The following is a 21,410-nucleotide window of genomic DNA, read 5'->3' as shown; positions in this document are numbered from 1 at the left end:
ACGCTGGTTTGAAAGTGGGCGCCAATCGCCGATAATACGCTTTTTACGATGCGCGCCCGTCACAGGCGCCCGCGCACGCCGCCACCGACGTTACCCGGATACTGCCCATGAAAGACACGATTATCTCCCTGCTTGAAGGCGCCGTTGCCGCGCTGAAGCACCAAGGCGTGCTGCCCAGCGACCTCAACCCGACGATCAAAGTCGACCCCACCAAAGACAAAGCCCACGGCGATTACGCCACCAATTTAGCGCTGGCCATGGCCAAACCCGCGGGCATGAAGCCGCGCGAGCTAGCAGAGGCCGTGATCAACGCCCTGCCGGCAAGCGACGCCGTGCAAAAAACCGAGATTGCCGGCCCTGGGTTTATCAACTTCTTCGCCGCTACCGACGCCGCGGCACAAATTGTCGCGCAGGTGCTCGACTGCGGCGACACCTTTGGCCGCAGCATGATCGGCAAGGGTAAAAAAGTACAAGTCGAGTTCGTTTCCGCCAACCCCACCGGGCCCTTGCACGTCGGCCACGGCCGCGGTGCGGCGATTGGCGACTGCCTGTGCCGGCTGCTTGAAGCCACCGGTTATGACGTCACCCGCGAGTTTTATTACAACGACGCCGGCGCGCAGATCAAAAACCTCGCGCTCTCCGTGCAAGCGCGCGCCAAGGGCTTTGGCCCGGACGACGCCAGCTGGCCGGCTGACGGTTACCGCGGCGAGTACATCGTTGATGTCGCCAACGACTACATGGCGGGCAAAACCGTCACTGCCGACGACCGCGAAGTCTCGGCCATCGGCGATCCCAACGATCTCGACGCGATTCAAGCCTTCGCCGTGGCGTGGCTGCGCCGCGAACAGGATCTCGACCTCAAGGCCTTTGGCGTTGAATTCGACGTCTATTTTCTTGAATCATCGCTTTATGGAGACGGCAAGGTCGAGGCCACCGTTGAAAAGCTGATCAGTGGCGGACACACGTATGAGCAAGACGGCGCCCTTTGGCTGCGTACCACCGACTTCGGCGACGACAAAGACCGCGTGATGCGCAAGCGCGAGGGCGGCTACACTTACTTCTTGCCTGACGTCGCTTACCACCTCGATAAGTGGCAGCGCGGCTTCAACACCGTGATCAACGAGCAAGGCGCCGATCACCACTCCACCGTGACCCGCGTGCGCGCCGGCCTGCAGGCGCTGGAAGTGGGCATCCCTAAAGGCTGGCCAGATTACGTACTGCACCAGATGGTGATGGTGACCCGCTCGGGCGTCGAGGTAAAACTCTCCAAACGCGCCGGCAGCTACGTCACCGTGCGCGATTTGATTGATGAAGTCGGCCGCGACGCCACACGCTTTTTCCTGGCCGCACGCCGCGCCGACTCGCAGCTGACGTTTGATATTGATTTGGCCCGTTCGCAATCCAACGACAACCCGGTGTACTACATTCAGTATGCCCACGCGCGGGTGTGCAGTATGCTGCGTAAAGCCCAAGACGCCGATCAGCCGTTTATGCACGACCTGGCGCTGGAAAACTTGGCGCTTTTGGATAGCGATCAGGAAAAAGCCGTGCTCAACCGTTTGGCGCGCTTTCCCGAGGTGGTCGATCATGCCGCCAAAAATCGTGAACCCCAGCAGGTTGCACAATACCTGCTGGATCTTGCCGGCGATTTCCACACTTGCTACAACGCAGTGAAGGTAATGGTCGACGATGACGCTACCCGTAACGCCCGATTGAGTCTTGGCCTGGCGACACGTCAAGTACTGCGCAACGGCCTTGATTTGATGGGTGTTAGCGCGCCAGAGGAGATGTAACCCATGGCCACCCCGCGTAAAAAACCCACCCGTGGCGCCACTTCGCAGCGCAAAAAGCCCGCCAAAAAGCAGGCGGGGTTTCGGCTCCCTGGCTGGCTGTGGGGGTTAGCCGGGATGGCGGCGGGGTTCTTCCTCGCGCAGCATCAACATGGCACCGCGCCATGGCAGGAGCCGCCGCCTGATTCGCCCCAAGCGACGGTCATTTCCAAAGAGGAGCGCGACGCGCAAAGCGCCGCCCGCGAAACCCAGACCGCGGCCGAGCCCTCGATGCCGACGTTTGAGTTTTACACCCTGCTGCCGGAAACCGAAGTCATCGCCCCGGGCGGTACAGTGCCTTCTAGCGTCAATCGTCCAGAGGCAGCGACTGACGTCATCGCGGAAGCGCCAGCAGATGGCTCGACGCCAAGCGACAGCGCCCCCGCAGTCAGTGAGGATGACCCCATCGCGCGCGTGATCGCGGCCAATAGTACCGACACCAGCACATCAACGAACGCACCAACCGAGACCCCACCAGGGCGCTATATGCTGCAAGCGGCGTCTTTTCGCGAGCTCAACGATGCCGAAAAGCTGCGAAGCCGGCTGCGCAATTTGAGCCTGCTGGCGCAAATTAGCGAAGTGCAAGCCGGCGGCGATACCTGGCACCGCGTACAGGTTGGCCCTTACGAAGACACTCGCGAGCTCACGCGGGCGCAGGATTTGATGGGCACGCAAGGCATTGAGCCGCTGCTGATCCAGCTACAGAACTAAAAAACGCCAGAACCCAAAAACACGCTGACACTGAAAAACGTGCCAGCGCATCACGGCGGGCGGTTGATTTTTTATCGGCCGCCCGCATTTTGTCGGGACTCGCTTTTTTTCAGCGGTCGCTTTGGCGGCCGATTCGTCATCGGGAGCTCGCCTCCCACAAGGAGTTATCTCCATGACTACGATTGTTTCCGTGCGTCGCGGTGACCAAGTTGCGCTGGCGGGGGATGGCCAGGTGTCGCTTGGCAACACCGTGATGAAAGGCAACGCCAGTAAAGTCCGCCGCCTCTACCGCGGCAAAGTGTTGGCCGGGTTTGCCGGCGGTACCGCCGATGCCTTCACGCTGTTTGAGCGCTTTGAAGCGCAGTTGGAGAAATACCAAGGCCACCTCACCAAAGCCGCTGTGGAGTTAGCGAAAGATTGGCGCACCGACCGCGCCTTGCGCCGTTTAGAAGCGCTGTTAGCGGTAGCCGACCACAGCGCCTCGCTGATCATTACCGGCAATGGTGACGTCGTTGAACCCGAGCGCGGCATTATCGCCATCGGCTCCGGCGGCAACTTCGCGCTTTCAAGTGCTCGAGCGCTATTGGAGAACACCGACCTCTCAGCGCGTGAGATTACCGAAAAGTCGCTAGAAATCGCCGGTGACATCTGCGTGTTCACCAACCACCATGTCACGATGGAAGAGCTATAAGCCATGACTCAGATGACTCCCCGCGAAATCGTTCACGCGCTAGACCAGTTCATCATCGGCCAGCAAGATGCCAAGCGCGCCGTCGCCGTGGCGCTGCGCAACCGCTGGCGTCGTATGCAGCTTGACGACGAGTTGCGCTCTGAAGTGACGCCCAAAAACATCCTGATGATCGGCCCGACCGGCGTGGGCAAAACCGAAATTGCCCGTCGTTTGGCCAAGCTTGCCCGCGCGCCCTTTATCAAGGTGGAAGCGACCAAGTTCACCGAAGTGGGCTATGTGGGCCGCGATGTTGAATCGATCATCCGTGATTTAATGGAAGCCGCGATCAAAATGGTACGCGAGCAAGCCAAAGAGGAAGTCGGCCACCGCGCGGAAGATGCAGCAGAAGACCGCATCCTTGATGCGCTACTGCCGCCGCCCCGCGGTCAGGAAGACCAACCCCGCGAAGATAACGGCACCCGTCAGGCCTTCCGCAAGAAACTGCGTGAAGGCCAGCTTGATGACAAAGAAATTGATATCGAGCTATCTCAGCAGGGGCCAAACGTGGATATCATGACGCCGCCGGGCATGGAGGAGATGACCCAGCAGCTGTCGAGTTTGTTCTCCAACATGGGCCAGCAAAAGCGTGAAACGCGCCGCGTTAAGGTCAAAGAGGCTTTTGGTCTATTACGCGACGAGGAAGCAGGCAAACTGGTCAACGAAGAGGATATCAAGTCGCGCGCCGTGGAAGCGGTCGAACAGCACGGCATCGTGTTCCTGGATGAGATCGACAAAGTCGCCAAAGGCAGCGGCCAATCCAGCGGTGGCGAGGTCTCCCGCGAGGGCGTGCAGCGCGACTTATTGCCGCTGATCGAAGGCTCCACGGTGTCGACCAAGCACGGCATGGTCAAAACCGATCACATTCTGTTTATCGCCTCGGGGGCGTTCCACCTGTCGCGTCCATCGGATTTGATTCCTGAATTACAGGGTCGCTTGCCAATTCGCGTTGAACTCGATGCGCTCACGCCGGGGGATTTCAAGCGCATCCTGACCGAGCCGTCGGCATCGCTGACCAGGCAGTATCAGGCGTTACTGGCCACCGAAGGGCTGGATATCGAATTCACCCCGGACGGCATCGAGCGCATCGCCGAGATTTCCTGGCAGGTCAACGAAGGCACCGAAAATATCGGCGCACGGCGCCTGCACACGGTGATGGAACGACTCTTGGAAGAAGCCTCGTTCCGCGGTGGCGACATGGAAAGCCCGCTGTCGATTGACGCCGACTATGTCAACGCGCAGCTTGGCGAACTTGCCGTTGACGAAGATCTCTCGCGCTACATCTTGTAGATCACCGCTGGTAAATCAACTCTTGTAAAACATTTCTTGTAAAACAGAGTGCAATCCGCCACCGTCAGACTGCCCGGCTCCGCTGGGCAGTTTGTGCTAGTTCTTGTCTATGCTAGTTCTTATCTAAGTAGGCTAGTTACCTACGTCAGCTCCCAGCCATGAGGCACCGTTATGAGCGCTAATACCCCCACTCGCGTTCACTACCATAAGAAAGCCCGCGAACTTGAACTCGGCTATACCAACGACGAAAGCTATCGGCTGCCGATTGAGCTTTTGCGCGTGTTCTCGCCTTCTGCGGAAGTGCGCGGGCACGGCGGCGACACGGCTGTCTTGCAAGTCGGCAAAAAACACATCGGCCTGCAAAACATCACCCCGGCAGGCAACTACGCTCTCAAACTGCATTTTGACGACGGCCACGACAGCGGCCTGTTTAGTTGGAACTACCTCTACGATCTCGCCACTCGCCAAGACGATTACTGGCGTGACTATTTGCAGCGGCTTGACGACGCCGGCGCTTCCCGCGAGCCGCTAGGCATCGAGATCAAGTCGATCTAGGTAAGCGCAGACAAATCGGGGCGGACAAGGCTACAATAGTGCTCAACTTTTTTTGCTGTCATGTTAATGATCGTTTTCTTTGACTTCACCTACGGTTTAACCGCCTCGACTTCGGGAGCTAAAGCCCCATGAGCCCCACGGAAAAGCGCACGACCCATTTTGGCTACCAAGAAGTGCCGGTCGATGAGAAAGCGTCGCGCGTCGCCGATGTTTTTCACTCCGTTGCCGCCCGCTATGACGTCATGAATGACCTGATGTCGATGGGCATTCATCGCCTGTGGAAGCGCCTAACGATTGAGCGCTCGGGGGTTCGCCCTGGCCACCAAGTGCTGGACATTGCCGGCGGCACCGGCGATTTAACGCTTAAGTTTTCGCGCATGGTTGGCCCGCGCGGCAAGGTCGTACTCGCCGACATCAACGCGTCGATGCTGCGCGTTGGGCGCGATAAATTGATGGATAACGGCGTGGGCGGTAATGTCGAATACGTGCAGGCGAATGCCGAGTGTTTGCCATTCCCCGATAACAGCTTTGACTGCATCACCATTGCCTTTGGTCTGCGCAACGTTACCGAGAAAGACGCCGCGCTGCGTTCCATGACCCGCGTACTGAAACCCGGCGGACGCCTTCTTGTGTTGGAGTTTTCCAAGCCCAACAACCCACTGCTGTCCAGGGCGTACGATGAGTATTCGTTCCGGCTGCTGCCCAAAATGGGGCAGTTTGTGGCGGGCGATGAAGAAAGTTACCGCTACTTGGCCGAATCCATCCGCATGCACCCGGATCAAGAAACGCTCAAAGGCATGATGGAAGCCGCGGGACTGGAGCGCGTGGAGTATACCAACCTGACTGGCGGTATTGTTGCGCTGCACCGCGGCATCAAGCTATGACGCAATCGACAACACCCGCACCGGTGACGTTAGCCATGAAGAATTCAGCCACGATATGCGCAGCGACGATGAGATCAGCATGCTGGTAACGCCCGCCCTGCTATTGGCGGGCTGCGAGCGCACGCTAAACGCGCTGCTAGCCCGCGACCCTGCCGCTCCCGCACGCCTTGACGCTCTTGCCGGCAGCCGGCTTTTGATTCGCTTCGAACAGCCGCACCTGCAGCTTTTGCTGCATTTTCACCGTGGCGGCATCGATTTACTCCGCGCCGAGGCGTTTGACGAAGCCGACGCCGATGCGGTGGTTGAGCTCACGCCAGAGACACTCTCCGAGTGGATCAGCGGCGCCACCGTTGAGCGACTGATGTTCGAGGGCAAGCTCTCGGTGCGTGGCCGCACTTACTTGCTGGAATCCACTCGTGAGCTTCTCACCGACCTGGATATCGACTGGGAGGGCGAGCTCGCCCGCTGGCTGGGGGCGACGCCTGCCCATTCGTTGGCCGAAGGCTTGCGCCGCGCCGCAAGCTGGGGCCTGCGCGCCAAAAACGAGTTGATGGCGGATGTCTCAGAATACGTGTTTGAAGAGGCGCGGCTGTTACCTGGGCCTCAGCAACGCCGCGTGCTGCGCGATCACCTCACCGAGCTTGAGGTCGCTACCGACCGCTTGGAAGCACGCTTAAAGCGCCTGCACCGACGCTTAACCCAACACACTAGCGAGACCCAAGACACTAGCGAGGCCCAAGCAAAACGCTTATCGGACGATTCGGGAGAAACGCCGACATGAGCTTACGCTTAGTGCGCATTGGCTGGATCATTGCCCGTCACCGTTTGGATACCTTAATCCCAATGGAGCGACTGCCCTGGTGGCTGCGCACGCTGCTGTGGTTCTCGCCGTTAAAGCTGCTCCCGCAGGATGAGCGCTCCCGCGGCGTGCGCTTACGTTTGGCGCTGGAAAGCTTGGGGCCGATTTTCGTCAAGCTCGGTCAGATGCTCTCAACGCGCCGCGATTTACTCCCCGAAGATATCGCCGACGAACTCAAACGCCTACAAGATCAAGTCCCGCCTTTCCCCGGCGATGCGGCCGTGGCGCGGGTAGAAAAACAGCTCGAGATGTCGCTTAGCGAGGCGTTCGCCAGTTTTGACCGCGTCCCGCTGGCCTCGGCGTCGATTGCCCAGGTCCACGCCGCCACGTTGCACAGCGGCGAAGAAGTCGTGGTCAAGATCATCCGCCCGGGCATTATGCGTATCATGCGCCAAGATATCGCGCTGCTCTACCAAGTCGCCAAAGTGTTGGCTAAAGTGCCCGAAGTGCGACGCTTACGCCCAGTGGAAGTCATCCGTGACTACCAGTCGACACTTTTTGACGAGCTCGACCTCTACAAAGAGGCGGCCAACACCTCGCAACTCAAACGCAATTTTAAAGACTCGCCGCTGCTGTTCGTGCCCACCATTTACTGGCCTTACACACGGCGTCACGTCATGGTGCAAGAGCGCATCCACGGCGTGCCGGTGGCCGACATGGCCACCTTGACTGCCTGCAACACCAACTTGAAGAAACTCGCCGAGAGCGGAGTTGAGTTATTTTTCACCCAGGTTTTTCGCGATAACTTCTTTCACGCTGACATGCACCCCGGCAATATTTTCGTTAACTGCGACGATCCGGAAAATCCCCAGTACATTGCCATCGACTGCGGCATTGTCGGCAGTCTCACCCGTGAAGACCAAGACTATTTGGCGCGTAATCTGCTGGCGTTTTTTCACCAGGATTACTACGAAGTCGCGGCACTTCATATCGAGTCTGGCTGGGTGGGCGAAGACACCCGTGCCAACGAATTCGCTGCGGCGATTCGCACCGTATGCGAGCCGATTTTAGAAAAACCGTTAAAAGACATCTCGTTTGGCCAAGTGCTGCTCGGCTTATTTCAAACGGCACGACGCTTCAACATGGAAGTACAACCGCAGCTGGTACTGCTGCAAAAAACGCTACTCAACATCGAAGGCCTAGGTCGTCAGCTCTACCCAGACTTAGACCTGTGGAGCACTGCCAAACCGTTTTTAGAGCGCTGGATGAAAGAGCGCGCGGGGCCGCGTGGGCTGTGGGACTCTTTCAAGCGACAAGCGCCCGAGCTCTCTCATCAGCTACCGGAGCTACCCATGCTGGCTCACAAAGCCTTAAGCCGCATGGAGCATGAGCAGCGTCAACGCCAGCAGCAATCCAGCGCGATCACCTCAATTCGTCGTCACCTGACGCACCAAGGCAAGCGCGCTTATCGTCTGCGCATCGGGCTAATGCTACTCGCCATCGCGCTAGCGTGGCAGCCACTCAGCCAATGGGCGGCCACACAACAGTGGCCGGTACTCGTCGCAGCGGCGATCGGGTTACTGCTACTGGCGTGGCATTAGCGCACATGCGGACGTTGACGCAGGGTTATTCACAACACGCTGTTAGAAAGAGCGATCAAACACGATGACACACACAGCATCACCTAATACGTCTCCCTCTCCTGCATCGGAGACCGTCCTGGAAGCGCTTGCCGATATTCTCAAGCAGCGGCGTGACGCCGCACCGGAAGATTCTTACGTTGCAACCTTGCATCATAAGGGGTTGAACAAGATACTCGAAAAAGTGGGTGAAGAAGCGACCGAAACGATACTCTCGGCCAAAGACGCTGAGGGCGGCGATACGACGAAACAGCAAGCGCTTATCGCTGAAACCGCCGATCTATGGTTTCATACACTGGTGATGCTTTCTCACTTAGGGATGACTCATCAAGATGTACTGGATGAACTAGCGCGCCGCTTTGGGGTTTCGGGCCACGATGAAAAAGCTGCTCGTCACCCAAGGTAAAAGCTCTTTACGCTTAACCTTTTACTCTTAAATAGCGCAAGATTACCTTGTCGCTCACAAAAACGAGGACACGCATATGTTAGGTGGTATCAGTATTTGGCAACTGCTGATTGTTCTGGGGATCATCATCCTGGTTTTCGGCACCAAAAAATTGCGCAACGTGGGCACTGACTTGGGTGGTGCCGTTAAAGGCTTTAAGAAAGCCGTACACGAAGAAGACAAAGAAGGTGAAAACAAAGACGCGGATGCCGACAAGCCGCAGGCAAAAGTCAGCCACGATGAAACCGGCAACACCTATGACGTTCAGGCAGAAGAAAAAAAGGCTGAACAAAGCGACGAGCGCAAATAAACCATGCTGGATATCGGCTTTCTCGAACTGTTGATCATCGCGGTGGTTGGGCTTTTAGTGCTCGGCCCCGAACGGTTGCCGCGCGCAGCGCGTACGGCAGGGCTATGGGTTGGCAAGATCAAACGGACGGTATCGGGCATGCAGCGCGAAATCAGCTCTCAGCTTGAAGCTGAAGAGCTGAGGCAAAAGCTGAACGACCAGCAGAAATCGCTCGATGATAGCCTCAAAAAAGCCAAACAGGACGTTGAAAGCCTTGCCGAGTCGCCGCCTGCCTCTCAAAAGGAGGAGAAAAATCTAGCGGACGCCACGGCACGGCTTGATGATGCGTTGAACACCGTGCGTGAAGACGCCCCGTCCGAGGCGCCGGCAACGTCCTCGTCAGGTCAGCAGGAAGAGGGTCAACCGGGCGCTTCTCAAAGGGTTCAATCTCAAAAAGCCCAATCTCAAAAGGATGAAGAACAACGATGAGCAGTGGCGACTCTCAGGAGCATAACGCGCAAAAACAGGCCCCCTTGATTGAACACTTGGTGGAACTAAGATCTCGCCTTGTGCGCGCGGTCGTCGTGGTGCTGGTCATTTTTCTCGCCTTGTACTCGTTTGCCAATGACATCTACACCTTTGTGGCGCAGCCACTAATGGCGCTGCTGCCGGAAGGCTCGCAGATGATCGCGACTGAAGTGGCTTCGCCTTTTTTAGCGCCGTTTAAGCTAACGCTGGTAGTGGCGGTCTTTATCTCAGTGCCGTTTATTCTCCACCAGGCGTGGGCATTTGTGGCCCCAGGGCTTTACGATAACGAAAAAGCCTTGGCGATACCGATCTTGGCCTCAAGCGTGGGTCTTTTTTATGCCGGCGCTGCCTTTGCCTACTATGCGGTCTTCCCTCTGTTGTTTGCGTTTTTTACCCAATCCGGGCCGCAAGACATCACCATAATGACCGATATTAATCAGTACCTGAACTTCGTACTGAAGCTCTTTTTTGCCTTTGGCGTGGCCTTTGAAATCCCCATTGCCACCTTCTTACTGGTGCTTTCCGGCGCGACCACCGTCGAGAGCCTTGCCAAAAAACGGCCTTACATTCTTTTGGGCTGTTTTGTAGTGGGTATGCTGCTTACGCCGCCCGACGTCGTATCGCAAAGCTTGCTCGCGGTACCGATGTACCTGCTTTACGAAGTTGGCCTGCTGTTTGGTCGCTTAGTTCGGCGGAAGCGCCGCGAAGACGCTGAAAAAAGTTCCGACGCCGAAAGTTGATAGGCGAAAACGCGCCACAGTAAAGCGCACGTAAAAAAACCTCCGCCATGCCTAGCGGAGGTTTTACGTTATGCGCGGCTAAAGCGTAATCGCTTAGCCCATCATTTCATCGATACGGTCCACCAGCTTGAAAATGCCAGTGGCCGCTTCGCTGATGCGGGTGGCAAGCATGTAAGCGGGCGTGGAGACAACGCGGTTCTCAAAATCCACCATAATATCTTCTACCCCGCAGCTGCGGTGAAGACCGCCCATGGCGCTGATCGCCCCGGAAACACTCGGGTCGTGGCCTACGGTGACAGCAATGCCTTCGCCTAGTAGTCGAGGCGCCATGACCGGTGCGATACACATCAAGCCGATGGGCTTGGCATCCTCACGAAACCCCGCCAAGGCTTCTTTCAGCGGCTCGATGACGTCCATGCTATCGCCGGCAGTGGCGAAGTCTGAGAGATTTTTCGCCACGCCAAACCCACCAGGTACGATTACCGCGTCGAACTCGTCGGCTTCCAGCTCGCTAAGCGGGCTGATGTCACCGCGTGCCAGCCGCGCGGCTTCTTCCAACACGTTCCGGGTTTGCCCCTCAGCCACCTCGTGGGTCGCATGGTTAATCACGTGGAGCTGCTCGATGTCCGGGGCAAAGCAGCGATAGCCGATACCCAGTTGATCTAAGCGCAAAAGCGTCAGCGTGGTTTCATAAATTTCCGAGCCGTCAAAAACGCCGCAGCCGGCCAGAATCACCGCCACCTGTTTGGTCATGCTATACCCCTTTTTTATCGATACGATTTTTCAATACGGTTTCGCAATACAGCCTTGCAATACGGTTTTGCAATACAGTCTTAGTCGTCATTCTGAATACGGTTTGCCTATTGCGCTTCACTTTATGCAGTTTGCCGATTCTCCACAACATCGACTCTCCACAACATCGCTTTCGGCGCACACCTATCCCCTAACCCCATTCTCCCTCACGTGTTCCCCCAACGTGTTCTTGGCAACATTGCTCCTCAACATATTTTCCTCAACATAGGGCCTGATATACTCACTAAAAGCGATAACCTACTTTGATAACAGCGAGGAGAATGCCTTGAATACCCCGACACCGCGCCACTTTCCGGCCACGCGTATGCGGCGCATGCGCCGTGATGACTTCTCCCGCCGCCTGATGCAGGAAAACACCCTGACCCCGTCGGATCTCATCTTGCCGGTCTTTGTCTTAGAAGGCGAAAACCAACGCGAAGCCGTTCCTTCCATGCCCGGTGTTGAGCGCCTTTCGTTGGACCTTTTGGTTGAGCAGGCACGTGAAGCCTTTGCGCTTGGCATTCCGGCGTTGGCGCTTTTTCCGGTGGTGGGTTCAGCGCTGAAGTCGGAATTTGCCGAAGAAGCCTATAACGCGGGCGGCTTAGTGCAGCGTAGCGTTCGCGCGCTAAAAAAAGCGCTGCCGGAGCTCGGCGTCATCACTGACGTGGCGCTTGACCCCTATACCAGCCACGGCCAGGACGGCATCATCGACGAGCACGGCTATGTGTTGAATGACCGCACCGTCGATACCTTACTCAAGCAAGCGCTTTCCCACGCAGAAGCCGGCGCCGATGTCGTGGCGCCGTCGGATATGATGGATGGTCGCATCAGTGCGATTCGTCAGGTACTGGAGCAAGAGCACCTGCACAACGTCAAAATCATGGCTTACAGCGCCAAGTACGCCTCGCACTATTACGGCCCCTTCCGCGATGCGGTAGGCTCAGCGGGTAACTTAGGTAAAGCGGATAAACGCACCTACCAGATGGACCCGGCGAATAGCGATGAGGCCCTGCACGAAGTTGCGCTGGATCTCGCCGAAGGTGCCGATATGGTGATGGTAAAGCCAGGCATGCCTTACCTTGACGTGGTACGCCGAGTCAAAACCGAGCTTCACGCTCCCACCTTCGCCTATCAGGTCAGTGGCGAGTACGCCATGCACCGCGCCGCTTTCGACAACGGCTGGCTGGACGGCGATAGCGTCATGCTTGAGTCGCTTATGTGTTTCAAACGCGCCGGGGCCGACGGCATTTTGACCTATTTCGCGCTCGACGCCGCGCGTCTGCTTCGCCGCACTGAGGGGTAACACTGCTCGTTCACGTGCTTTATTGACCTCGCTCAACCCATACCCAAAGATGACAACGCGATGACACCCTTTTGTCATCTTTATCCGCCATACTGAAAGCATTGCTTTTTGTATATGTCTTTCGAGAAGGAACGGTAATGGATTCTCAAGCCTCAGACACATCCCCCAAACAAGGGGTCGACCCCGTCGTCACCGAAAACGAAGCGCCGTCACTACGTGTTAACCGGACACCGACCGGCGTACAAGCACGAGATAACCAAGCCGAAACCGATCTCGACGACCCCCAGCTTTACTTCAATCGCGAGCTTTCGCACTTACAATTCAACATTCGCGTGTTGGAGCAAGCACTAGACGAGGCACATCCGCTGCTCAACCGGCTGATGTTTTTGCTGATTTTCTCGTCCAACATGGATGAGTTCTTTGAGATCCGCGTGGCGGGTCTCAAGCACCAGATTGCGCTGGGTGATGACACCACCGGCGCTGATGGCCGCCTTCCCAAAGCGGTGCTAAGTGAGATTTCCCGCATCGCTCACGAGCAAATCACTCGCCAGTACCAGATTCTTAACGACACTCTTCTGCCCCAATTAGAAGCACTAGGGCTGCGGTTTCGTCGGCGCAACCAGTGGACTGAAGCGCAAAAAAGCTGGGTCCGTGCGTTTTTCAACGACGAAATCATGCCGGTGATCAGTCCAATCGGGCTTGATCCTTCGCATCCGTTTCCACGCCTGGTCAACAAAAGCCTTAACTTTATCGTCGAACTCGAAGGCAAGGATGCGTTCGGCCGTGCCGGTGGCATGGCCATATTGCCCGCGCCACGCTCACTACCGCGGCTGATCGCGTTACCTAAAGAGCTCAGCGAAGACGGCTTCTCGGAGTACGTTTTCCTTTCATCGATGATCCATGCTCACGCCGAAGAGCTCTTTCCTGGCATGCGCGTACGCGGCTGTTATCAGTTCCGCTTAACACGGAACGCCGACATGACCGTCGATCCGGAAGAAGTGTCTGACCTGGCCTCGGCGCTGCGCGGCGAGCTGTTAGCCCGCCGTTACGGCAGCGGCGTACGCCTTGAAGTCGCCAATAACTGCCCTGACGACCTCATCGACTTTCTGCTGCGCCAGTTTAGCTTGGAAGCTGAGGATCTCTATCGCGTGGAAGGGCCGGTCAACCTCACCCGCATGATGGCTGTGCTGGGGGATGTTGACCGCCCTGAGTTGCTCTATCGCCCTTTTATCCCGGGCATACCCAAAGCGCTTCGCAGTGGCAGCCTTTTCGATGCCATTCGCAAAAGTGATCTTTTACTCCACCATCCTTTCCAATCGTTTTCGCCGGTCGAAGATCTGCTCAGCGAGGCGGCGCGCGACCCGGATGTACTGGCCATCAAACAAACCCTCTACCGCACTGGCGCCGATTCCCCCATCGTCAGCGCCTTGGTGGATGCCGCAAGCCAGGGCAAAGAAGTCACGGTAGTGATTGAACTGCGCGCACGTTTTGATGAAGCCGACAACCTGCAGCTCGCCTCGCGCCTTCAAGAAGCCGGCGCCATCGTGATCTACGGCGTCATGGCCTACAAAACCCACGCCAAAATGCTGCATATCGTGCGCCGGGAAAAAGGCGCGCTGCGCCACTACGCGCATCTTGGGACTGGCAACTATCACTCCAAAACAGCCAAGCTATATACCGACTACAGCTTGTTCACCGCTAACGAAGCACTGTGTGCCGATGTCCATCGGGTGTTTCAGCAGCTTTCCGGAATGGGCCGCGCACGGCGAATTGATACGCTGCTACATGCGCCTTTTACCCTCCACGAGCGGCTCACCGAGATGATCGAGCGCGAAGCGCAAAACGCGCGCAAAGGCAAACGCGCGCATATTATTATCAAGTGCAACTCGCTGACCGAGCCTAGACTGATCAAATCGCTCTACCGCGCGTCGCAAGCAGGCGTTGAGTGTGACTTGATCATTCGCGGCATGTGCTGTTTAAAACCGGGCCTGAAAGGCGTTTCTGACAATATTCGCGTGCGTTCAATCATTGGTCGTTTTTTGGAACACACGCGCGTCTTTCATTTCCATAATGATGGCAAGCCAGAAATCTGGTGCTCTAGCGCCGACTTTATGTCGCGTAACATGTTCCACCGGGTAGAGACCTGCTTCCCGCTTCTGGACAAAAAGCTCGCCACACGGGTGCGCAAAGATTTGGAAACCTACCTGGTGGATAACTGCCAGAGCTGGCTGTTGCAACCCGATGGACGTTACTGCAAGCAAGATGCCGGTGACAGCGCCCCAATCAGCGCGCAAGAAACGCTGCTTTACGCTTACGCCACCAAAAGCTAGGCGCTTTAAAATGAATAAATATCACCATGATTGAGCTTCGCCACCTTCGCACTTTACTTGCGCTGCGCGAAACTGGCTCGCTAGTAGAAGCCGCTGAACGCGTCCACCTCACGCAGTCGGCGCTGTCGCACCAGCTAAAGGACCTGGAAAGCCGCGTGGAAAGCCCGCTTTTTGTGCGCAAAACCCGCCCGGTTGAGTTCACCCGTGCCGGCTTGCGCTTGCTCACACTCGCCGATCACGTACTCCCGGAAGTGCGCCGCGCCGAGCGCGATATTGCCCGGCTGAACGGTAGCGAACAGGGGCGCTTGCACATGGCCATCGAGTGCCATAGCTGCTTTCAATGGCTGATGCCAACGGTGGATTACTTCCGCGATCATTGGCCAGAAGTAGAGATCGATATTCCTAGCGGCCATCACTTCGACCCGCTCCCGGCACTTACCCGCGAGCAACTTGATCTGGTTATCACCGCGGACCCGCAGCCGCTTGACGGGATATACTATGCGCCGCTATTTCGCTATGAAGGGCTTTTAGCGGTTTCCCGCCAGCACTCCTTTGCGCAAAAAAACGCTGTCACGCCGCAAGAGCTCGCGGGGGAAACTCTGATTACCTACCCGGTGGAGCAATCGCGTTTGGATGTGTTTACCCACTTTTTAAACCCGGCCAACGTACGGCCAAAAGAGATTCGCACCGCCGAGCTCACGATTATGATGATGCAACTGGTGGCGAGCGGGCGCGGCGTGTGCGCACTGCCCAGTTGGGCGTTAACCGAATACTTAGAACGCGCCTACGTAAGCGCGGTTAAGCTTGGAGAGGACGGCGTGTGGAGCACCCTTTACGCCGCGATTCGCGAGGAGAGCCTGGAAGCGCCCTGGATGCAGGACTTTTTACGCACCGCACGCGAGACCTCGTTTGCGGTACTCTCCGGTATCAAGCCAGCGACTCACGACGCGGAATCAACAGCGTAAAGCGCGCGCCACCCAGTGCGGGGCTGATATCAACGGTCACACTGCCGCCATGACCCGACATGATTTTATGCACGATGGAAAGCCCAAGCCCATAGCCCCCGGAGCTACGCGTGCGGCTATCATCCAAGCGGGCAAAAGGCTTAAACACCTCCCCCCGCGACTCCACCGGCACGCCGGGGCCATCGTCTTCAACGTCAATACGCACCAGGTTGGGCTCATCCCAAAGGCGCACTTCTACCCGGGAGTAACCGTATCGACAGGCATTGCTGACCAAATTTTGCAGTGCGCGCTGTAAATAGCGCGGCTCGGCGAGCAGTTCAACGTCAGGGCCGGGCACAAGCGTCAGCGTTAAACCCTCATGCAGCGGCGCCAACGCGTCGATCACCCGCTCGGCCATCGCACGGCAATCCACGAGCGACATTTCCATTTCCGCGCCGTTGATGGTTTCGCCCCCCAAACGGGCATAGGTGAGAATCTCATCCACCAGGGTATCGAGTTCGGCGATATCAGCGTCGATTCCTTGCAGTTGCCGACGAATCGCGGGCTGCTCGGTCATGTCTTCGACCATCTGTACGGCAAAGCGGATCCGCGCTACCGGCGTACGCAGCTCGTGGGAGACCGCGCGAATCATCTCTTGCTGGCCGCGCAAAAGCGTCTGCACTTGGTTGGCCATGCCGTTAAAGGCCATCCCCACACGACCCAGAAAGTCACCGCTTTCCACTTTGACGCGGGTTTCCAAGCGTCCGCTGGCAATCCGTGTCGCGGCAAGTTCAAGACGCGCCATACGCGCTTCAATGCTGCGCATAATCAGGTAGATCACCAAGGTCAGCACCACCATCACCCCGATGAGGAGCGGCAGGTGCAAATTGAGTGGCAACACGTCACCGCGACGTATCGGGCCGGCTTCTAGCCACTGTACGGCATCTTCATCGGCGCCAGGCAAGGCGATAAGAAGGGTGACGTTAAAGTCCTCACCGTTTAGGCGAGTCACGGTTTGCCCTTGGGCGAGTTTAGCGCGCTGCGTTGCCGTCAACCCTTCTGGAAGCGAATCCCGCAGGTCCAGTGGCCAGCTGCCGCTACTCAAAGCGCCGACCTGCGTATTGCGCTCGGCGGCAGGAATTGCTGCCAGCTGCTCGGCGGCTAACGCAAGACTTGCGTACCACTGCTGATCACGCCACTCGGCAACACTGGCACTGATTAGCCACGGCGTCTCTTCAAGGCGCTTGCGCAGCCACCACGGCGATTTTTCCACCAACACCTTGCCTCGCTCAAGGCGGGCACGCTCGAAGTAACTCAGGTCAGCTTCGGCCAGCGGCATTAGCGTTAGCGATATGCCAAAACGCTCGGCCAATACCGCCATGCGTTTTTCACGTTGCCAAGGAGGCAGCGGCGAAAGCTCCGTCACCAGCAACGACATGGGGAGCGAGACAAGCTGCTCGTAATACGCCTCTTGACGTATTTTCTCAATCAGCATCCGCCCGCCGAGCGCGGTCACAAAAAGGACCAATAGCGCCACACCGAGCAGCAAATAAAAACGCAAAAAAGAGCTATGGTTTAACGCCCAGCGCATCACGTTCACGCCTCACTCAAGGCGATATTCGCTTTTTTTAACAAACGATCAGCTGTCTTTAACAAACAAATAACCCTTACTACGCACGGTTTTGATCCGGTGAGGGTGGTTCGGGTCATCGCCAATTTTAGGGCGAATCCGCGAAACACGCACATCGATTGAGCGGTCTTGACCGTCGTACTTAATGCCACGCAAGTCACTGAAAATTTCCTCACGGGTGAGCACGCGGCCGGCATTGCTGGCCAATAGCCACAAAAGATCGAATTCTGCGCTGGTCAGATCAATGCGCTCACCGGATAGCCACGCTTCACGGGTGGCGTTATCGATGTCTAAGTTTTCAAACTTTAAGCGCATCTCCCCGCTGGGGGCCGGGCCATCTGCACGGCGCAACAGCGCCCGCATCCGCGCGAGCAATACCCGCGGCTGCACCGGCTTGGGGACGTAATCGTCCGCTCCCATTTCTAGCCCCAGCACCTGATCTAAATCATCGGTGCGCGCGGTCATCATCATGATCGGGCCGGCAAAATTGGGCCGGACACGACGACAAATTGCCAGGCCGTCTTCACCGGGCAGCATCAAATCCAAAATCACCAAATCAGGCTGAAGGGTTAAGATACGATCAACCCCTTTAGAGCCGTCAGCTTCTAACGTGACCTGAAAACCGTTGGCTTCTAAGTAGTCACGCGTAAGTTCAGCCAGACGCTGGTCATCTTCAATAATCAAAATGTGATCCTGATCGGGGTAATCAGGGATCGTGGGCTCTTGGGCTCCAAGCGCTTCAAACTGTTTTTCTAAATGGTCGACCATGCGTCCTCGTTACTCCGCTTTAGTACGCGCTTTTCTCGCTCCTCTATACGGGAGCGGGTGGTGGTGTTATGCGTAAGGATACCTTATTACAGCCGTTTCGCCTGCGCCTAAAGGTACAATGCCGTTAATAACTAATCGTTAATAATTAATTTAATTATTTATAATTAATAGTTAATTGCAAGGCGCGAACGGCACGCCTTACGGTTAACCTTGATTGCGTAAATGCACGTTGTTGAGTGTTGGTGTGGGCGTTGGTAGCTACCCTTTTGGCCCCAGCAACAGCCAAATCAGCAAGCCAAAAAAGGGGAAAAACAGCAGAATCAAAATCCACAACAACTTGGAAATCCCACCGGCTGAACTTTTGGCGACTTTCACAATCGCCCAAATCACGATAACGAGCCAAATCAACCCTAACAGACCGCCGATTTCAATCCCCATAGCAACTCCTTAAGCCATCAGCATAATAATAGCTAAGCACAGGCCCTATTACGTCACAAGGCCAGTCACTTCACAAGATAGGCCACTTAACAAGATCGGCCCGCGCACTCTTCCGGCAAGCGCAGCACCATCTCGCCTTGTGACATCTCAATGGCGAGCAGGTTGAGAAAACTCATGCCCAACAGCACCGTGTCGCGTTCCATACCGGGGCCAATCGAGCCTTGTACATTTTCAATCCGAATACCGCCCAAGCGCACCTCATCGAGTTGCGTTAAATTGCCTTGCACCCGTCCGTTAGCGGTATTAAACCAGGCGCTACTATCAGGCTCTAGGCCCAACCGATCCGCCATGCTTTGCGGCACGGCGACATAGGTTGCACCGGTATCAAGCAAAAACGTCACCGGCTCGCCGTTGATAAAACCCGGCGCTTGAAAGTGCCCCGCACGGTTACGCTTAAGCGTTAACGGCTCGTCGTCACTCTGGGCAATGTGGGCATTGGGGCGCAGAGTCGCTTCTAGCCCTCCGTGTAACCACCAAGTACCGACCGCCATCAGCAGCACCCAGAACAGCAGCATCATGACAAGACCACTGCCGCTACTGCGTTTAGAGCCGTTGCGTTGGGTCATACGCTTTCTCCCACGCCGCTTAGGGCGCCTGCCACTGCTCGGCGGCGGCTCGACCGCGCGCCTCATTCACCCGTATACACAACAGCATCGCCGTGATGAACAGCACCGCGCAGAGTAAAATTGAAGCCTGCAACCCTACCAGCGTTTGCAGCGTGCCGAGCAACACAATGCCCAACACCCCCGCCAGCTTATTGGCTAAGCCCCAAAAACCGAAAAACTCGGCCGTTTTGGAAAGCGGCGCAAACAGCCCCACCAGCGTGCGGCTTGCCGATTGGCTGGACCCCAAACTCAGCCCTGCCAAACAGCCCACTACCAGAAACACATATTGAGACTGCCACTGCCAGTCAAAGTGCCGATTCGCGATCTCGGTAATACCCGGTGTCGCCCAAATAAAGACAATCGCCAATACCCAAAGTGCCAGCGTGATCAGATACGTCACTTTTGCTCCGAGGCGATCTTGCACCCAACCAAACCCCAAGGCGCCCGCCGCCGCCGTGATTTGAACGATAATAAACATAATATTGCGCACGCCCTCATCCCAACCGATGACCTGCGCGCCGTAGATGAAAGCAAAGGCAATAATGATGTAGACCCCGGCCATCGAAAAAAGCAGTGACACGAGGAACACGCTCAGGTCTTTAAAGTAGCGCAAATCACTCAGCGTAGCGGCGACGCGCAGGCGGGCGATGTGGCGATACGTTGCTGCCACCGGCTGCGGCTGGCCGCGCTCTTTCAGCAGCAAAAACGTGGGTATCGCCGCGACCAGGAAAAACCCCGCGGCAAATGGCCCCACCCAACGGATGCGCTCAAAGTTATCCGCCGTCGCCTCACCCAGCACGATCAGCGTAAACCCCGCGGCAAAAAGGCCGCCAATATAGCCCAGCGCCCAACCAAACCCGGAAATTTTACCCAGCGCGCTAGGCGGCCCGAGCTCGGGCAAAAACGCGGCAATAAAGGATTCACCCATGGAGTAGGCATAGTTGGAGAGGATAATCAGCACAACGCCCAGCCATACATAGCCCGGCTCCACAAAGTACAAAAGTGCGGTGCTGACGACGGTGGCAAGGTAGCTAAAAAACAGAAAGCGTTTTTTCTCTGCGCGGTAATCCATCACGGCGCCCAAAAGCGGGGCGGTTATCACCACTAATAAATAACTGGCGGCCAGCGCCATGCTCCACAGAAAGTTCGCCAGCCGGTAGCCGTCGCCACGATCCCCGACGATGACCGTGGTAAACAGTTCGCCAAACACCACCGTGATAATCAGCAGCGTATACGCCTGGTTGGCGAAATCGAACATCGCCCAGCCGACAATTTCACGACGAGGGGCATAGCGGCGGGATTCAGCGGCAGCGGTGAGCATAATGAGACTCGGTCGTTGGAAGCTATAAAAGCCAGTGGGCGAGTACCGCGGCGCCGCCCACCAATATCGCGGTGCTGACCGCCACACTCACTGCGCGGTTCAGCCAACGATCAAACGCGGCACTTTTATTGCGCCGCGTAGCACCGTGGCGGTTTGGCTCCTTCATCAGACGATTGTCTCCATGCGCCGCTCTCCCTTGAAAGTGCGCGTTAGCCTCGCGGCTTGCACACCAGGACAATCTTCACCGGAATGAACATATTTACTGCTTCGATGCTATCAACTTCCTGGGTGACCTGCACCGGTAATATGCCATTCGCGTGCTTGCCACCCTGTGGCGCTCGACGACTCGAAATGAACTCGACAAGGTAAGTGTGTTCCAATGCCGCGAACAATTCCTTTTGGAGGCTTACATGCCACACCCCAACCACGACAAACAACGTAACGCCGCCTGGCAGGCGGCGCATCAGTGGCGCGCCAGGGCAGCGCAAACGCGCCCCGACGGGTTAATGGGCACCATTAAGCTATTTTTTACCTGGCTGGCGTTTGGCGTGTTGATGATCATCGGCGTGGTATTAGGGCTTTTGTTTTTGCTGGTAGGTTGGGCCATGATGCCGTTTTTGCGCCATAAAATGAAAAAACGCATGGAAGCGATGCGGGCCAACCAAGCACAAGACATCGGCGGCGGCCAGGCTCACCGCGAACCGCGTAAGCCGCAGGATGTGCTAGAGGGTCATTACGAAGTCAAAGACAAAAATCGAAGCGACTGACGTATCGATATCCTA

The 21,410-nt window shown here is 56.8% G+C and carries 23 protein-coding genes; 16 read left to right on the top strand and 7 right to left on the bottom strand.

The features are described from left to right. Positions 1-107 precede the first annotated feature (107 nt). The 12 genes from argS (at position 108) to tatC (ending at position 10,437) form a co-directional block, all read left to right on the top strand. On the top strand, positions 108-1,793 hold the full coding sequence (gene argS, locus QC823_RS00380) for an arginine--tRNA ligase (protein WP_309654376.1): 1,686 nt from the start codon (positions 108-110) through the stop codon (positions 1,791-1,793). Positions 1,794-1,796: 3 nt separating this feature from the next. Continuing rightward, positions 1,797-2,540 (top strand): SPOR domain-containing protein, encoded by a 744-nt coding sequence (locus QC823_RS00375; RefSeq protein ID WP_309654375.1) that lies wholly within the window; start codon positions 1,797-1,799, stop codon positions 2,538-2,540. 172 nt (positions 2,541-2,712) lie between these two features. Next, on the top strand, positions 2,713-3,231 hold the full coding sequence (hslV, locus tag QC823_RS00370; RefSeq protein WP_250079021.1) for an ATP-dependent protease subunit HslV: 519 nt from the start codon (positions 2,713-2,715) through the stop codon (positions 3,229-3,231). A gap of 3 nt (positions 3,232-3,234) precedes the next feature. Next, positions 3,235-4,557: an ATP-dependent protease ATPase subunit HslU gene (gene hslU, locus QC823_RS00365; RefSeq protein WP_309654374.1), complete on the top strand. Its 1,323-nt coding sequence runs from the start codon at positions 3,235-3,237 to the stop codon at positions 4,555-4,557. 171 nt (positions 4,558-4,728) lie between these two features. Continuing rightward, positions 4,729-5,112, top strand: coding sequence for a gamma-butyrobetaine hydroxylase family protein (locus QC823_RS00360; RefSeq protein WP_309654373.1), 384 nt, complete (start codon positions 4,729-4,731; stop codon positions 5,110-5,112). Positions 5,113-5,240: 128 nt separating this feature from the next. Next, entirely contained in the window at positions 5,241-5,996 is a 756-nt protein-coding gene (ubiE, locus tag QC823_RS00355) for a bifunctional demethylmenaquinone methyltransferase/2-methoxy-6-polyprenyl-1,4-benzoquinol methylase UbiE (RefSeq protein ID WP_309654372.1), read from the top strand. A gap of 79 nt (positions 5,997-6,075) precedes the next feature. After that, positions 6,076-6,777, top strand: a complete 702-nt coding sequence (locus QC823_RS00350; RefSeq protein WP_309654536.1) for a ubiquinone biosynthesis accessory factor UbiJ — start codon at positions 6,076-6,078, stop codon at positions 6,775-6,777. Next, positions 6,774-8,396 carry a ubiquinone biosynthesis regulatory protein kinase UbiB gene (gene ubiB / locus QC823_RS00345; protein ID WP_309654371.1) on the top strand — a complete coding sequence of 541 codons (1,623 nt, stop codon included), beginning with the start codon at positions 6,774-6,776 and terminating at the stop codon, positions 8,394-8,396. Before QC823_RS00350 ends, ubiB begins: the two co-directional genes overlap by 4 nt. A 64-nt stretch (positions 8,397-8,460) precedes the next feature. After that, complete coding sequence (locus QC823_RS00340) at positions 8,461-8,841, top strand: phosphoribosyl-ATP diphosphatase (RefSeq protein ID WP_309654370.1); 381 nt, start codon at positions 8,461-8,463, stop codon at positions 8,839-8,841. A gap of 76 nt (positions 8,842-8,917) precedes the next feature. Then, positions 8,918-9,190, top strand: coding sequence for a Sec-independent protein translocase subunit TatA (gene tatA, locus QC823_RS00335; RefSeq protein WP_309654369.1), 273 nt, complete (start codon positions 8,918-8,920; stop codon positions 9,188-9,190). Positions 9,191-9,193: 3 nt separating this feature from the next. After that, complete coding sequence (gene tatB / locus QC823_RS00330; protein WP_309654368.1) at positions 9,194-9,658, top strand: Sec-independent protein translocase protein TatB; 465 nt, start codon at positions 9,194-9,196, stop codon at positions 9,656-9,658. Beyond that, positions 9,655-10,437 (top strand): twin-arginine translocase subunit TatC, encoded by a 783-nt coding sequence (gene tatC / locus QC823_RS00325; protein ID WP_309654367.1) that lies wholly within the window; start codon positions 9,655-9,657, stop codon positions 10,435-10,437. The genes tatB and tatC overlap by 4 nt, the downstream gene beginning before the upstream one ends. A gap of 93 nt (positions 10,438-10,530) precedes the next feature. Here tatC and elbB read toward each other — a convergent pair whose 3' ends face one another. Continuing rightward, positions 10,531-11,190, bottom strand: a complete 660-nt coding sequence (gene elbB / locus QC823_RS00320; protein WP_309654366.1) for an isoprenoid biosynthesis glyoxalase ElbB — start codon at positions 11,188-11,190, stop codon at positions 10,531-10,533. 325 nt (positions 11,191-11,515) lie between these two features. Here elbB and hemB point away from each other — a divergent pair, with 325 nt between their 5' ends. The 3 genes from hemB (at position 11,516) to QC823_RS00305 (ending at position 15,827) form a co-directional block, all read left to right on the top strand. Next, entirely contained in the window at positions 11,516-12,532 is a 1,017-nt protein-coding gene (gene hemB, locus QC823_RS00315; RefSeq protein ID WP_309654365.1) for a porphobilinogen synthase, read from the top strand. Positions 12,533-12,669: 137 nt separating this feature from the next. After that, a complete protein-coding gene (ppk1, locus tag QC823_RS00310) occupies positions 12,670-14,862 on the top strand; it encodes a polyphosphate kinase 1 (protein ID WP_309654364.1) in 2,193 nt (730 codons plus the stop codon). A 26-nt stretch (positions 14,863-14,888) separates the two neighbouring features. Then, positions 14,889-15,827 (top strand): LysR family transcriptional regulator, encoded by a 939-nt coding sequence (locus tag QC823_RS00305; protein WP_309654363.1) that lies wholly within the window; start codon positions 14,889-14,891, stop codon positions 15,825-15,827. On the opposite strand, the gene QC823_RS00300 is transcribed toward QC823_RS00305, so the two are convergent. From QC823_RS00300 to QC823_RS00275, 6 genes are all read right to left on the bottom strand, one after another. After that, positions 15,790-17,397, bottom strand: coding sequence for an ATP-binding protein (locus QC823_RS00300; protein ID WP_309654362.1), 1,608 nt, complete (start codon positions 17,395-17,397; stop codon positions 15,790-15,792). The two genes, QC823_RS00305 and QC823_RS00300, sit on opposite strands and share 38 nt — an antisense overlap. A gap of 48 nt (positions 17,398-17,445) precedes the next feature. Further along, positions 17,446-18,204, bottom strand: coding sequence for a winged helix-turn-helix domain-containing protein (locus QC823_RS00295; protein WP_309654361.1), 759 nt, complete (start codon positions 18,202-18,204; stop codon positions 17,446-17,448). 258 nt (positions 18,205-18,462) lie between these two features. Continuing rightward, positions 18,463-18,642 (bottom strand): PLDc N-terminal domain-containing protein, encoded by a 180-nt coding sequence (locus tag QC823_RS00290; protein ID WP_309654360.1) that lies wholly within the window; start codon positions 18,640-18,642, stop codon positions 18,463-18,465. 86 nt (positions 18,643-18,728) lie between these two features. Beyond that, the gene (locus QC823_RS00285) at positions 18,729-19,268 is read right to left on the bottom strand and encodes a retropepsin-like aspartic protease family protein (RefSeq protein WP_309654359.1); all 540 of its coding nucleotides are present in this window, start codon (positions 19,266-19,268) and stop codon (positions 18,729-18,731) included. Between the two features lie 19 nt (positions 19,269-19,287). Then, a complete protein-coding gene (locus QC823_RS00280) occupies positions 19,288-20,628 on the bottom strand; it encodes an MFS transporter (RefSeq protein WP_309654358.1) in 1,341 nt (446 codons plus the stop codon). A gap of 22 nt (positions 20,629-20,650) precedes the next feature. Continuing rightward, a complete protein-coding gene (locus QC823_RS00275) occupies positions 20,651-20,794 on the bottom strand; it encodes a hypothetical protein (RefSeq protein ID WP_309654357.1) in 144 nt (47 codons plus the stop codon). Between the two features lie 244 nt (positions 20,795-21,038). Between QC823_RS00275 and QC823_RS00270 the strand changes: the two genes are divergently transcribed. Next, complete coding sequence (locus QC823_RS00270) at positions 21,039-21,395, top strand: hypothetical protein (protein ID WP_309654356.1); 357 nt, start codon at positions 21,039-21,041, stop codon at positions 21,393-21,395. The last annotated feature ends 15 nt before the right edge of the window (positions 21,396-21,410 follow it).

The organism is Vreelandella vilamensis, from assembly GCF_031451755.1.
Classification (GTDB): domain Bacteria; phylum Pseudomonadota; class Gammaproteobacteria; order Pseudomonadales; family Halomonadaceae; genus Vreelandella; species Vreelandella vilamensis.
The sequence above is the reverse complement of the archived record's forward strand: the minus strand, read 5'-3'. Positions and strand labels throughout refer to the sequence as shown.